The sequence below is a fragment of the Microcoleus sp. OTE_8_concoct_300 genome, assembly GCF_031383065.1.
GTDB lineage: Bacteria > Cyanobacteriota > Cyanobacteriia > Cyanobacteriales > Microcoleaceae > Microcoleus.
On the sequence record NZ_JANMZH010000130.1, the window covers coordinates 1 to 13,769 of the forward strand.

A 13,769-nucleotide genomic window follows, 5' to 3' on the forward strand; every position below is an offset into this window, starting at 1 on the left:
AAATCTTTGACACCATCTATCGAAGCAGGGGGGCATCGCGGCAGGGGTTGTCTCTTTCATTGGTCATTCTTTAACGTTATATGCTTGCTATGCAAGCATTATAACGTATTTTTACCGTATTTTTTGTTTAAGTCCCGTTAAGACGACTCAAATCATGGCAGTCAACCTTACCATCATATTTACGTGGAGCTCCCAGCTTCTTTTGTTCACCTGTATAGAAATAGCGCAGGTTAGCATCACTTCTTAACTTGCCAATAAAGTCTAAATTTAAGTCCCGCACAGCATCCCAGAATTTAGAGCGATAGTAATAGCCATCAGCCACCAAATAACGTACAGAAGTTGGGAAGTAACAACGAGTATTCTTTAGATGTTTTGCATAGTCATCAACTCTTGTGATGTCAGGCGTTGAGCTTTGAGACTCCGGTTTTTTGCTAGATTTTTTTGACCAGCTATTCTTCGGTTTTTGTGGCAGTTTTTTCACGGGCTTTATTTGAGGACGTGATGGAGTTTGTTGCACGCTTAAGCTATAAGATAAACGAGTCTCAATTTCGACAATAGAAATCACAGAAATTTCCAATCCCTGTTCCGAATTCCCAGCTACACTATTATAAAAATAAGCCTTACCGTCAGTTTTTTTGCCACTTTTTGTTAAGAAAGAACAATCAATAACAGCAATGACGGTGTGTTCAGGATTTAAGGCTTTTTCAAGGAAATATTGATTGAATTGTGGAAAGTTAAAGCTTTTGAGAAAGTGACGACGGTAGGTTTTTTCGCTCAAACAACTATAACGACTGAGATTGGTGAAGTTGACCTTGCCATAAACAAGCAAAATAGTTGAGAATAAAGTGATTAAAAACTTCTTTTGGGGTTGACTAATCCCTGGCATTTGTTGTAAGATGGATTCAATAATCTTCCTAAGGCAATCTGTTAAGCTTGTGTGTTTTTATAGCTTAACCTAAAAGAGCGCCTTTTTTTCTGTTCATTTTGGGTTCAGATTGCACTCACTTTTTTCGCTTCTGTGATTTATTGCGTAAGCGTTGCTTGCCGAAGCCATCGCATCCCTCTTTAAAAACTGTCCGGAGTATTGTTTAAAGGCTAAATTAAATATCGCCTGAGACTTTCGCAAGAGGTCTACTGAAACAGGAAAAAGGATGTAAAGGAAGTTTAAAAATGAAGCGGTATCTGGCGGGAATGGATAATAATTATTTAGTTCAAATTATAGACTCTGCCAGCTAACGCTCGAAAAATAAAACGGATTCCTGATCTAAATTGATTCAGCTTTGAGAATTCAGAAGTTTTTAAAGCTCGATTTTAACTTGGTTAATTGCATCAGATTTAAGATTTTTAAGAAGGGTTTTCTCAGACAATAAGTTATGCACAAATATGATTTTTTGTCAACTTAATTGAGAAGCGTTTACCCTGGTTTTTAAGCCGATTCTAGTTTCATCTTGACACCAATATTTAAGACCATTTTTTGCTAGATTAGCGGTAGTGGACTCCAACCATAAGAAAACTTTCAGCAATTTTTATTATAGTTTTTTTTAAACTCGATTGCTGCCGCCGGATTTTTTTTTTACTCAAAGGCATTGGTACTTTTAACTTGGCTTTCATGCGAAGCCGTGCAGTTGCTTGTGTAAAGTTTGATATGTGACGGATACTTGATAGTTATCTTCGACCCATGCCGCAATTTTTTGTAACTCTTAAACTCGCAGGATTCCTCACTGATTTTTGTCGAGATTCCTGCTATTACTTCTGAGGGAATTACTCGGGGTCTCCCAGTCGAATGGCGCAGCTTTAATAATGATCGCACACCGCCATCATTATATTACTTTAACCATCTTTGTACGGTGATTATATGTACCCCTAAAAGTTCAGCTATATGTGTAATACTCGCGGCGTGACTCTGATTTTAACAAATAAAGTGCCTGAACTTTTTGTTTAGCGAGTTACAGCTCTGGCTCGAGCCATAATTATTTTTTACTCAGTAGTGGTTTCTTCAATTTTTTCTTGGTAGTTTACTTTCATATAACTATCTTTAAACTCTCATACTATTGTAGCAGACTTTGGGAGAAGTGGGATAAGATAAAAGGTTGAAGTATGAACTATGAAAAATTCGATGACGTGGAAGTACGTATTTTTGGGCAAGGCTGTAATAAATTGCGTTGAATCTGTGAGGTTACTGTTTGGCGACCAATGGATTCGCCAGTTGCTTAATCTGAAACCCCTGACCAATCCCGAGTATTTACATATGTTTATTGTGTTGATATTCATTTTCGGGATTGGCTATTGGTGGGTTGGTAATGACCTTTCCCGCCAGGATATCGTGAAACTTGGAATCTGCGCCCAATCCTCGGTTTTCCCCGTGTTGGCTTATCACACCGCGATCGGCAATCTTCACCCACTCTATCTAGTTCCGGGTGCGATCGACCTTGTGTTCTCGATTCTCTTCGGTCTGTTTCTCTACTCCTACCATGAGACTAAACCACCTCTGGAGTGACTATTCGCAATGAATTCAGAATATCAATATGGCAACCAGAGAGCTAATCCAAAAGCTGGTCAAGGGCGTTGAGATTTTTACCCGCCTGCGGGAGGAAGATATTCAGGTTCGGGTGACTCCCAGGGAAGAAGTATACCGGGAAGATAAGGTATTGCTGTACCGCTTCTCGCCGAAAGTTGAGCATTCGCTGAATATTCCCATCCTCATTGTTTACGCTATGGTTAACCGTCCCTACATTGTCGATTTACAGGAGGGGCGATCGCTGGTTGCGAATTTGCTCGAGCTTGGTTTGGATGTTTACCTGATTGACTGGGGCTATCCGAGTCGAGGCGATCGCTGGTTAACCCTTGACGACTACATCAATAGGCTATATCAATAACTGTGTGGATGTGGTACGCGATCGTCACAACTTAGAGCAAATCAACCTGTTAAGCATTTGTCAGGGAGGAACCTTTAGTCTTTGCTACAGTTCTCTTTACTCAGAGAAGGTAAAAAACCTGATTACTATGGTCACCCCCGTCGATTTTCACATCATTGACATCCACCCCGCCGTAGAACGGCGAGGATTCCCAAACCTCACGATTTAGGTTTCTGCTTCTGTCCCTTACGGGGTTTCGCACCTGCCTTAACAGATTTACTCTGTTCGGGTCTTACGGTCGCTCCACAGACGCTCCACGGCAAGCCCTGCCGCCAAAATATTCTTTGCCGCGTTGATGTCTCGGTCATGGTGCGTCCCGCAATTAGGACAATCCCATTCCCGGATATTCAACGGCATCTTGTCAACGATGTGTCCGCAATTGCCACACCGTTTTGAACTCGGAAACCATCGGTCAATCTTAATTAAAGTACGACCGTACCACTCACACTTGTATTCAAGTTGCCTGACCAATTCGCCTCAACTTGCATCACTTATGGCAAGGGCAAGTTTGGGATTTTTAATCATGTTCTTCACAGCCAAATTCAAGGGCGGCGATGGCGCAAGTTTTCGCGCACCAACCGCGTTGTTAACTTGTGAAGGTTATCTTTTCTTGCATCAGCAATTTCTTGATGTACTTTCGCTACGAAGAGTCGTGCTTTGTGACGGTTGTTTGACCCTTTCTGTTTCCGGCTTAAAGCTTTCTGCCCTGTTCTAAGTTTGCGATATTTTGCCTTAAATCCTTTGGGATTGGCAATTTTTTCACCAGTGCTAAGAGCGAGTAAACTTGTAATGCCCAAGTCAATACCAACTTGACTGCCTGAATGAGGTAATGCTTCAATTTCAACATTCACCAACAGGGAAACTGACCACCTACCAGATGGTGAAAGCTTCACCGTAATGGTTGATGGTCGGCAACCGACAGGTAGCATCCGGCTCCAACGAATTGGCAACGGGTCGGCACACTTTGCTAAGTAAACTTGTCCATCCTTAAACTTGAAAGCAGATTTGGTAAACTCTGCGCTACCACCATTGCGTTTTTTCTTGAAGTTGGGATATTTCGCCCGCCCATCAAAAAAATTGGTGTAAGCCGTTTGTAAATGTCGCAAGCATTGCTGTAACGGTACGCAGCTAACTTCCGACAGAAAATCTAACTCTTCTGTTTTCTTCCATTCGGTTAGCATTGAAGAGGTTTCAGCATACCCTACCCGTTTTTGGTCTTTGTACCATGCCTCGGTTCTTACGGCTAAGGCACGGTTGTATACTAAACGAGCGCAACCCATTGTCCGTCGCAACAAACTCTCTTGTTCCGGAGTTGGGTAGAATCGATAGCTGAAGGCTTTGAGCGTCATGCTCACAGTCTAACACTTCGATTGTGATATCAATGCTCGACTCAATGTAAAATCTTTGTAAAGCCGTCCTAGAAGGACGGGGTTTCAACCCTCCGCTACGCTCCGCCCAAATTTCTGATGAAAGATTTCTATCAGGGAAACAAACTGATCCAAGGTCAGGTCGAGATTGGCAACAAGCGAGTGGATCTGGGAAACATCCGCATCCCGATTTTGAACATTTACGCCGAGCAATATCATCTCGTTCCTCCAGCATCTTCCTTAGCTCTTAAGACATACATTGCTAGCCCAGACTACACTTTGCGCTCCTTCCCGGTTGGGCACATCGGGATGTAAGTCAGCACTAAAGTCCAGCGAAACCTTCCTCCCACTATTGTCGATTGGCTTAAGGTGCGATCGTAGAAAAACCGATGCTGGTGTTCTGCCTCACCAGGATGCTTTTGTTTGGTGCGATCGCCCACTTAGGCGCGCGTGCAAACGGGTGTTTAACTTTGGTAACTCTGTGCCTTCTACACAAGCTAGCTTAACGTTAATATCCATCTAACAGTAGACAAGAACCGAGCTTCCTTGATGCTATTCTATGAGCATCTATAAAGATAAGCAATCGCATAATTAGGAAGTAATTCAACACCCCCAACTCAGCAGGCAAGTGGGGTGTTAATTAAAACAAACCTTGAACGGCAAGATTACCTTAGCTAACAAAGAGAGAGGCTGTATGGCTCATACAAACAACGATTCAGAAATCTTGCCGGAGGATTTTAGTGACTCATCCGCAGATAACGCTTTACTCGAGCCAAAACAAGACCGATTAGGATATGCACCCTTCGCCAAACATCTGGCAGACAGTATTTGCCAAATGAACTTTCCTGAAGGGTTCGTTATTGCAGTTTACGGTGCCTCAGGTTTTGGCAAATCCACACTATTGAACTTTTTAACGTACTATCTCCAGCAAAAGCCAGAGAGCGAACAACCTATTATTGTCCCTTTTAATCCCTGGTTATTTTCTGGGGGCGAAGACATCACCAGGCGCTTTATTGGTCAATTACAGGCTGTTTTGAGCCAATTTAAAGCTGTCCCCAAAGGCATCCTAGGTCGAATAACCAATCTGGCTAAAGCAGTTTCTGAAATTCCTATTCCTTACGCTCAAGCTAGCAAGGCACTTGTAAAATTATTTGACGATAAAGAAAAGGAGACTTCCGACTTAAAAGAAGAAGTCGAAGATACACTAGAAAAGCAGCATCCGCGAATCGTAGTAACGATTGACGATATTGACAGGCTCTCCGCTGAAGAGATTAGTCAATTATTTTATCTTATTAAATCAATTCCCAACTTTACTAACGTTGTCTATTTGCTCGTTTTCGATCAAGAAGTTGTCATCAAAACCCTCGCAGATACACAACCTCTACCCGGAAAAATCTACCTCAATCAGATTGTTCAAGCTTCTTTTGAGTTACCTCTCCCAGATAAAACCTCACTCCGCAAGCTACTTTTTGAAAAACTGAATGGCATACTGGCTGACGCACCAAGGCCACTCCTCAATCAAAATCGCTGGGGCAATGTTTATTTACAAGGGATAGACCACTTTATTACCAACCCTCGCGACATTACTCGTCTGACCAACCTCTTAACCGTGACATACCCAGCGGTGAAAGATGAAGTGAACCCAGTTGATTTCATTGCTATTGAGTCCCTGCGAGCCTTTCGCCCAATGATATATGACATAATCCGCAAAAATCCTAAATTCTTTGCGGGAAATGTGGATGGGAAAGGTTCTCTAATTCCAACATTGGACGAAATCAAAGATTTTCACGATTCGTGGGTGACTAAGTTTGAAGATGATGAGGATAAAGAACCAGTTAAACGGTTACTATTGCAGCTTTTTCCTAAGTTAGAAGCTGTTTGGCATAATACCTATTCCCCTGCACAAGATGAATCAATATGGAGCAAACAATTACGGATTTGTAGCTTAGATATATTTCCCAACTACTTCTGTTTAGTATTAACACAAGATGAATTCTCGGATGCTGAGATTAAAGCAATTTTTGCCGTGGCAAAAGATGCAAAGGCATTGGGGGAAAATCTTGTAGAACTCGCTCATCAAAAACGCTCTGATGGCACGACGCAAGTTCGGGTATTTCTCGAACGGCTTGAGGATTACCCTGAAAAAGAAATTCCTACCGATTGCATTCCTTCAATTGTGAAAGCTTTGTTTGATGTCGGCGACCAGCTTTTGCCTCCGGAAGACGAACCGCAGGGAATGTTTGATTTTGCCAATGACATTAGAATTCAACGCCTGATCTCACGATTGTTGCGTCGGATTGACGAACAAGCACGGTTTGAAACCTTGAAAGAGGCAATGTCAAATGGTAACGCCTTATCGATAATTGTGCGCGAAGTAGCAGCCTTAGGTCAGGAACAAGGTAAGTATGGAGCGGAGGAATCTATCCCCGCAGAGGAATGGCTCCAGAGTGTAGAACACCTTAAAGAACTTGAAGGAATAGCCTTGAAGCGGCTGCGAGATGGTGCAGGACAAAACTCCCTACTGCAAACCCCAAAGCTATCTGAAAATTTACACTATTGGCAAAGTTGGGCAGGACAAGAGGAAGTCAAGCAATGGGTTGAAAAGATTATTGAGGATGACGAAGGGCTAGTTAATTTCTTGGAGAATGTGCTGCCAAAAGATTTTAGTGAGGATGGGTCGAACGAAACTCAAAAGACAGGCTACAAACTTGACCTTAGCTGGCTCGAACCCTATCTCGAACCATCCGCGATCGTTGAGCGAATCAGTAGTCTTGGCGAAACGAGCCAGTTAACAGAAGATCGGAAAAATGCGATCGCCCAATTTATCCAAGAATATGAGATGCAGCAGCAGGGACAAGGCTCGGATCAGGCAAGGATTTAGAGGGTCGAATAGCAGTGCTAGAGCCTCGATCGGGTAATCCAAATGACGTGGATGGTATGAGGCAACTGACTGGCAACGAACGTTAGAAACTCATCGTTCAGCGAAGCAAGCAGGGCTAGTTCCTAAATTTATTCCTAATAGAGCGCTTGACTCTGTTGATTGACAGTGTATAATCAACATATAACAAATGAGCATTTAAATGTTTGGGTGTCAACAGATACTACTCAAGCCTGACAAAGAACTCAAGGCGGTTCTAGAATATATTTGCCAAGAATCAAACAAACTACACAATTGTGCGGTTTATTACGCTCGTCAAATATACTTCAAGGCTCATACTTACGTTCGTCCGTTTGACGTAATTAACGCATTAAAGCGCAATCCTCATTACGGGGCTTTATGCGCTCAAGCTGCTCAACAGACTTGTGGTGCTGTTGGTGAATCGGTAAAATCTTTCAAAGGATTGATCAAGTTATTTCGGGAAGACAAGCTTGAATTTAAACCAAAATTCCCAAATTACCGTACTACTGGCGGACTTCATTTGGTAGCTTATCCGAAGCAAGCGCTTGGGAAAAAGTTGATTGATGGTCAAATTTCAATCCCTCTCGGACAAAAAGTAAAAGCTTGGTTTGGACTGAAGAATTTTCAAGTCCCAATGCCTTCCAACTTAGACTATGCCAATATTCGAGAAATTAGAATTCTCCCCAGAAATGGCTGTTTTTACGCCGAATTTGTTTACAAGTCAATCAGTGTCCAAGGTGTCGTAGACAATCAAAAAGCTTTAGGCATCGATCACGGTATTGATAACTGGCTTACTTGCGTCAGTAACTCAGGGACAAGCTTTATTATTGATGGCAAGCATTTAAAGTCGGTCAACCAGTGGTACAACAAGCGGGTGGCAACTTTGATGGAGGGCAAACATAATGGTTTTTGGTCGCATCAATTGGCGCGATTAACCGAAAAACGAAACCGTCAGATACGCGATGCCGTGAATAAAGTAGCTCGTTTAGTCGTCAATCACTGTATCGAGAACAGAATCGGTGTTATCGTTTTTGGGTGGAACAAAGAACAGAAAGATTCTGCCAATATGGGCAAAAAGACAAATCAAAAGTTTGTTCAAATCCCTACGGCACGACTAAAGAATCGAATCGCTCAACTGTGCGAACAGCACGGCATTAAGTTTGTCGAAACTGAAGAAAGTTACACGTCTAAAGCATCATTTGTAGACCGTGACTTTCTACCTACAATCGGTGAAAAACCTGATGGGTGGAAGGAAGCGGGTAGGCGGGTAAAACGCGGTTTGTACCGGACGGGTGCGAAAAACTGGTACATCAATGCTGACTGCAATGGGGCAGCCAACATTTTGAGAAAAGTAGCGACAATGTTAAGGCTTGACCTTGACGGAGTTGGTAGAGGTGTCTTGACAGCGCCCTCAAGAATTGCCATTTGGTAGTTTCTTCAGAATCTCCGTGCGTTTTACGCGCCCAGAGTGTCAATCCTTTGCTTCAATCAGCTCTATTGGTTGTCTGGCTGGGAATAGGGCACGTATTAGCTGACCCACACCCACAGAACGCTGCTCGTGAACAAACACCAAGGGCAGCAGGGCAAACAGGCGCAGGACGGCTGAGAGAGCAAACGCCATTGGCAAACCACCAAAATCAGTCAGACTCGCGACATAGCCACCAACAGTGATGCCGATCGCCCCAGTGATTCCAGGAACCGCGGCCGCAATAGCAAAATAAATCGACTGATTGCGTAGCGGCGTTACCGACATCATCAGATTGCCACTGCACAGGTCAATCGCTGCCCAAGTCCCCCCGGCCACTATATGTAAGAAGGGGAACCAAGCCCAAAGGAAAATAGAAGAAGTTCCAGCTTCTAGCCACAGTAGAGGCGTCAGAGCCACCAAAACTCCCACAATTATCATCACCGGGCGATTACCAATCCGGTCAGCCAGTCTGCCCCAGAACATCAGCATCAGCAAGTTAGCACCAGCTCCCAAGCTGTTATAGAGCGTTACCACACTGACATCGAGGTGGAGATCCCCCAGTAAGTAGAGGTTAAAGAAGGGAGCGCTGATGTTAACCGCAAAGCTCCAGAAGCCTGCGTAAAGAAGAAACCTCAAAAAATTCGCATCTTGGAAGAAGCTAAAAACAGTCTCCCAAGGCGACAGGTGGTCTGTATCCGAATCGGTGCCCTGTAAAAGCTTTGGATTCACATCAGTCATCCAGAAGTGAACGACCAGACTGATTATCCCCAGCACGATTCCCAGAACCAATACCGCACCGAAGCCAGAGAGCGAGCCACCGGGCCACTTCGATACTGCTAGACCCAGAAGCGGCACAGCGATGAGATTGGTTAAGGTAACAACACTATTGCGAAACCCAAAATACCGCCCCCGCAATCGCTCTGGTACTAACACAGCCATCCAGCTAAAAAAGGAAGCACGCCCCAAAGCTTCCATGATATTAGTCACCCAGATAATTGCCAGTGTCAACACTACCAACTGATGTCCAGCCATACGAGATGAACTGACCAACCAAATCCCTGGGACAATCAGCAACCACAGCAGCCGCGACGAGCCAAAAATAAACAGGGAATACCAATTGCGGCTGTTCATGCGGTCTCCCAGATAGGCTCCCAGCGGTTGCAGCAAATTGGTTAGCTGAGGAATTGAGGCTAGCAAACCAATTTCTACTGTACTCGCACCGAGATCCAGTAAGAAATTACTAAGCAACGCGCCGCCAATGATACTGGCAAAGACTGTAGCGAAGCCACCTTCGGTAGTTAATGCCTTGAGGCTTGTCCGAATTTCTCGCTTGGGGATTTTTTGAGGCGGCGTTGGAGGAAATACCGTCTCTGATAATGCCCTATTCTCTGGTTCGACTTTTAATAGTAAATCTTTGTCAGTGTGTTCAAAATCTTCAACGACTACTTGCAAGTTTAGTAATCCTGTCAGTAGAGGATTCATCAGAACTATGGGTTTGAAACCCCGTCCTTTTAGGACGGCTTTACATTGAATTGGATCCCCTCGCGGGGTGGAGGGGTATGCTTGCCCCAGAGGTGAGGTATGGTTGCCTCAATCTCTTTTCGGAGTAGAAGAGACGACCTGCCAGGTCGTCTGTACTTCGCCAAGGTTTAATGAGCTTGTTAAGCTGAAAGCACTGTTGAGCGTGACATACCGAACTGTTTAACTCTCAACGATAGAGCAACGGACTAGCTACGCATCAAGCGGGTATCGTGACTCAAAAAACGTAGTCAGTTAAGACGCAAGGCCCGTCAGAATGGCTTGTTAGATTCCTCCTTCAAGCCTCATGCCTTTAGGCTGAGGTTCCTGACGAGCGTTTTTTGTAATATTCGCTACATTAACATATGATAAACCGAAAAACCACCCTTATTCCGTTTCTTGCTACATCCCCACTAGGATAGATATGTAAAAAAAAATGTTTTATAAGCAATTATACTTAAAATTTCTGAAATTGCACAAGCATACTCTTCCGCAGTAGTTCATAAAAAAACACTCGGTAAGTGGGTTCCGAGCGTGGCTTGAGCTTAGAGAGGAAAACGAGACGGCGGTTAAAACCGCCTTGAATCTTCTTATCTCGTTTCCGGTTGCCGGAAACGAGATGACTGACTGATTGCCATGAACTATGAATAAAAATCCCTCCCCGTTCACGGGGAGGGTTCGTCACTTCGCCCTCTCAAGACTAAGTGGATGAGCTTGCTGGTGGGCTTTCATCCTCAAGATCATCTATTAATGGTAATGGTTTTAAACTGGTGCGTCCTGCTTGAATAGCCGCTGCTTGACGCTTGAGTGTTGGGATCAAAACTCGCATTAGCTCACTCACAGGCACAGCTCGCTGCTCGTGAACAAACACCAAGGGCAGGAGGGCCAACAGCCGCAAGACGGCTGAGAGAGCAAACGCCATTGGCAAACCACCAAAATCAGTCAGACTCGCGACATAGCCGCCAACAGTGATTCCGATCGCCCCAGTGATTCCAGGAAGCGCCGCAGCAACAGCAAAATAAATCGACTGATTGCGTAGCGGTGTCACCGACATCATCAGATTGCCACTGCACAGGTCAATCGCTGCCCAAGTCGCACCGCCGAGTATGTGCAACAAGGGGAACCAAGCCCAAAGGAAAATGGGAGAAGTTCCAGATTGTAGCCACAGTAGAGGCGTCAGAGCCACCAAGATTCCCACAGTTATCATCAGTGGGCGATTGCCAATCCGGTCAGCCAGTCTGCCCCAGAACATCAGCATCAGCAAGTTAGCACCAGCCCCCAAGCTGTTATAGAGCGTTACCACGCTGACATCTAGGTTGAGGTCCCCCAGCAAGTAGAGGTTAAAGAAGGGAGCGCTGATGTTAACCGCAAAGCTCCAGAAGGATGAGTAAAACAAAAACCTCAAAAAATTGGCATCTTTGAGGAAGCTAAAAACTTTCTTCAAGGGCGAGCCGTGGTCTGTATCCGAATCGGCGGCGTGTACTAGCTGCGGGTTGACATCGGTTATCCAGAACTGAAAGATCAGACTGAGTATTGCGAACACAACTCCCACAACCAAGACGACACCGAAGCCCCAGAGCGAACCACCCGGCCACTTCGATACCGCTAGGCCCAGCAGCGGCACGCCGATGAGATTGGTGAAGGTCACAATACTATTGCGGAAGCCAAAATACCGCCCCCGCAATCGGTCTGGTACTAACACAGCCATCCAGCTAAGAAAGGAAGCACGACCCAAAGCTTCCATGAAATTACTCAGGCAGATAATTGCCAATGTAAACAGCACCAACTGGCGTGGCTGGATACGAGATGTGCCCACCAACCAAATCCCCGGCACAATCAGCAACCACGGCAGCCGCGACGAGCCGAAAATCACCAGGGAATACCAGTGGCGGCTCTTGATGTGGTCTCCCAGATAGGCTCCCACCGGTTGCAGCAAATTCGTTAGCTGAGGGATTGAGGCGAGCAGACCAATTTCCACTGTACTGGCACCGAGATCCAACAAGAAATTACTAAGCAACGCGCCGCCAATAATACTGTAAAATACGGTAGCAAAAGCACCTTCGGTAGTTAATGCCTTGAGGCTTTTCCGAATATCTCGCTTGGGAATTTTAAGATGCGGGTTTGTAGTAAGTATCGGCTCTGATAATGCCTTATTATCTGGGATTTCCTCAATGACCAGAGGGGCCAGAGGACTCGTTTCTACTAAAATGCTATCTTGTTGTGGATGCAACATATTATCTAGACAATATTTAAACAGTTAATCGGAACTACCTTACTGCTTTGCTCTGAGTGTAGGTCTCAAAACCAATGTTCTAAAGAATGCTTTATTTAAATCCTGCAATGGCAATTTCTTACCTGCTGAGCGTTAACTAGTAAACGCCATAAAGTATTTCGGAAATATAGCCACAACCTGTCCCAAACAACCAGGTTTTTTTATACAGAATTTATATAATAACTTTCTGTATTCTAGTATAGTAGAACTTTAATAAATTGACAAAAATTTTTATAGATTATTATTATTTTTTGTAAACAAACTTTAAGCGGTTAGTTACAACAATATTTGCTTAAATTATTTTAGAGTTAATCATTAGAGGTTATTTCTCAAGATAGACTTCTTTCTAAACTCTGAGGAGGATGCAGATATGCTAGCTCTAAGGTATTTGGAGTTAGAAGTTGAGCTCGTACATTTCAACTAGATAAAACTTTCCTAGAGTGATTTCATCTTCAAGCGGCAAAATTTTTAATGAGGACTTTAAGGAGTAGGCTCGATTGAAGCCAATAAATTACCAGGTGGTTGCTGTTGTTGGGCTTGGAGAGGCATCGGGCTTGAGGCAATCATCAAGTTTGTTTCAGTAAGGAGGGGCAAAAGGAAGCGGTTGTCTCTGCTGAGAGTGAGGTGCGGCTAAATTCCTTGATGGGCGAGATTTGTATCTCTGGCGGTGCAGCAACCCCTTGCGTTTCAAGATAGGTCGATCGCCCGCTGCAGTACATTCCATTAGCTAGAGGAGAGGAAATGGATCGCAGCTTAGGATGTTTAATAAAACAGGAAATTTTCTAGGGAACGATGAGCTTATTACTAATAGATATGGATGGTACGCTCCGTGAACCACTCAGCGGACAACAATACTTCCAACATCCCAAAGATCAACGCATTATTGAAGGTGCCGACATTGCCCTTCGCGCCTACAAAGACGATTGGATAATTGCCGGCATCACCAACCAAGGTGGAGTTGCCGCAGGTCATAAGTCTATGCAAGAGTGCATCAAGGAACAGCAATACACGCTTGAGTTATTCCCAGAGTTGAGAGAAATCTACTGCCCCGACTTTGAGGGTAAAAAGTGTTTCCGCGTCACTGGTCACAATGTTTATAACCACAGCCAAACTAAGTGGTCTGGGCAGTACCGCAAACCGCGATCGGGTATGTTGCAATTAGCAATGGTCAGACACAAACACAGTCCGCAAAATTCTCTTTATGTGGGCGATCGCCCGGAAGATGAACAAGCCGCCCAACGAGCAGGCGTCCCTTTTCAATGGGCATGGGACTGGATCGAGCAACATCAACAGGCGATCGTCCCCAACCTTACAGAAGTATAGTAATTGA

Annotated in this window: 12 protein-coding genes; 7 read left to right on the forward strand and 5 right to left on the reverse strand. The window is 44.4% G+C overall.

What is annotated here, in order from left to right:
* Positions 1–127 precede the first annotated feature (127 nt).
* Positions 128–886, reverse strand: a complete 759-nt coding sequence (locus tag ACUVJL_RS06245) for a transposase (protein ID WP_445245063.1) — start codon at positions 884–886, stop codon at positions 128–130.
* A gap of 1,218 nt (positions 887–2,104) precedes the next feature.
* Here ACUVJL_RS06245 and ACUVJL_RS06250 point away from each other — a divergent pair.
* Genes ACUVJL_RS06250 through ACUVJL_RS06260 form a run of 3 tightly spaced genes read left to right on the forward strand, consistent with a single transcriptional unit; the run spans position 2,105 to position 3,084 of the window.
* Positions 2,105–2,497, forward strand: a complete 393-nt coding sequence (locus ACUVJL_RS06250) for a hypothetical protein (protein ID WP_445245064.1) — start codon at positions 2,105–2,107, stop codon at positions 2,495–2,497.
* Between the two features lie 28 nt (positions 2,498–2,525).
* A complete protein-coding gene (locus ACUVJL_RS06255) occupies positions 2,526–2,876 on the forward strand; it encodes a hypothetical protein (RefSeq protein ID WP_445245065.1) in 351 nt (116 codons plus the stop codon).
* A 10-nt stretch (positions 2,877–2,886) separates the two neighbouring features.
* Positions 2,887–3,084: an alpha/beta fold hydrolase gene (locus ACUVJL_RS06260; RefSeq protein ID WP_445245066.1), complete on the forward strand. Its 198-nt coding sequence runs from the start codon at positions 2,887–2,889 to the stop codon at positions 3,082–3,084.
* Between the two features lie 47 nt (positions 3,085–3,131).
* Here ACUVJL_RS06260 and ACUVJL_RS06265 read toward each other — a convergent pair whose 3' ends face one another.
* Together ACUVJL_RS06265 and ACUVJL_RS06270 are read right to left on the reverse strand one after the other, a co-directional pair.
* The gene (locus ACUVJL_RS06265; protein ID WP_445245067.1) at positions 3,132–3,386 is read right to left on the reverse strand and encodes an RNA-guided endonuclease TnpB family protein; all 255 of its coding nucleotides are present in this window, start codon (positions 3,384–3,386) and stop codon (positions 3,132–3,134) included.
* A 71-nt stretch (positions 3,387–3,457) separates the two neighbouring features.
* Positions 3,458–4,264, reverse strand: a complete 807-nt coding sequence (locus ACUVJL_RS06270; protein ID WP_445245068.1) for an RNA-guided endonuclease InsQ/TnpB family protein — start codon at positions 4,262–4,264, stop codon at positions 3,458–3,460.
* 117 nt (positions 4,265–4,381) lie between these two features.
* Here ACUVJL_RS06270 and ACUVJL_RS06275 point away from each other — a divergent pair, with 117 nt between their 5' ends.
* From ACUVJL_RS06275 to ACUVJL_RS06285, 3 genes are all read left to right on the forward strand, one after another.
* A complete protein-coding gene (locus ACUVJL_RS06275) occupies positions 4,382–4,597 on the forward strand; it encodes a hypothetical protein (RefSeq protein WP_445245069.1) in 216 nt (71 codons plus the stop codon).
* A gap of 379 nt (positions 4,598–4,976) precedes the next feature.
* On the forward strand, positions 4,977–7,163 hold the full coding sequence (locus tag ACUVJL_RS06280; RefSeq protein WP_445245070.1) for a KAP family NTPase: 2,187 nt from the start codon (positions 4,977–4,979) through the stop codon (positions 7,161–7,163).
* Between the two features lie 199 nt (positions 7,164–7,362).
* The gene (locus ACUVJL_RS06285; protein WP_445245071.1) at positions 7,363–8,613 is read left to right on the forward strand and encodes an RNA-guided endonuclease InsQ/TnpB family protein; all 1,251 of its coding nucleotides are present in this window, start codon (positions 7,363–7,365) and stop codon (positions 8,611–8,613) included.
* 39 nt (positions 8,614–8,652) lie between these two features.
* Here ACUVJL_RS06285 and ACUVJL_RS06290 read toward each other — a convergent pair whose 3' ends face one another.
* Both ACUVJL_RS06290 and ACUVJL_RS06295 read right to left on the reverse strand, forming a co-directional pair.
* A complete protein-coding gene (locus ACUVJL_RS06290) occupies positions 8,653–10,131 on the reverse strand; it encodes an MFS transporter (RefSeq protein ID WP_445245072.1) in 1,479 nt (492 codons plus the stop codon).
* A gap of 736 nt (positions 10,132–10,867) precedes the next feature.
* The gene (locus tag ACUVJL_RS06295; RefSeq protein ID WP_445245073.1) at positions 10,868–12,400 is read right to left on the reverse strand and encodes an MFS transporter; all 1,533 of its coding nucleotides are present in this window, start codon (positions 12,398–12,400) and stop codon (positions 10,868–10,870) included.
* Between the two features lie 831 nt (positions 12,401–13,231).
* Between ACUVJL_RS06295 and ACUVJL_RS06300 the strand changes: the two genes are divergently transcribed.
* Entirely contained in the window at positions 13,232–13,762 is a 531-nt protein-coding gene (locus tag ACUVJL_RS06300; RefSeq protein WP_445245074.1) for an HAD hydrolase-like protein, read from the forward strand.
* Positions 13,763–13,769: the final 7 nt, after the last annotated feature.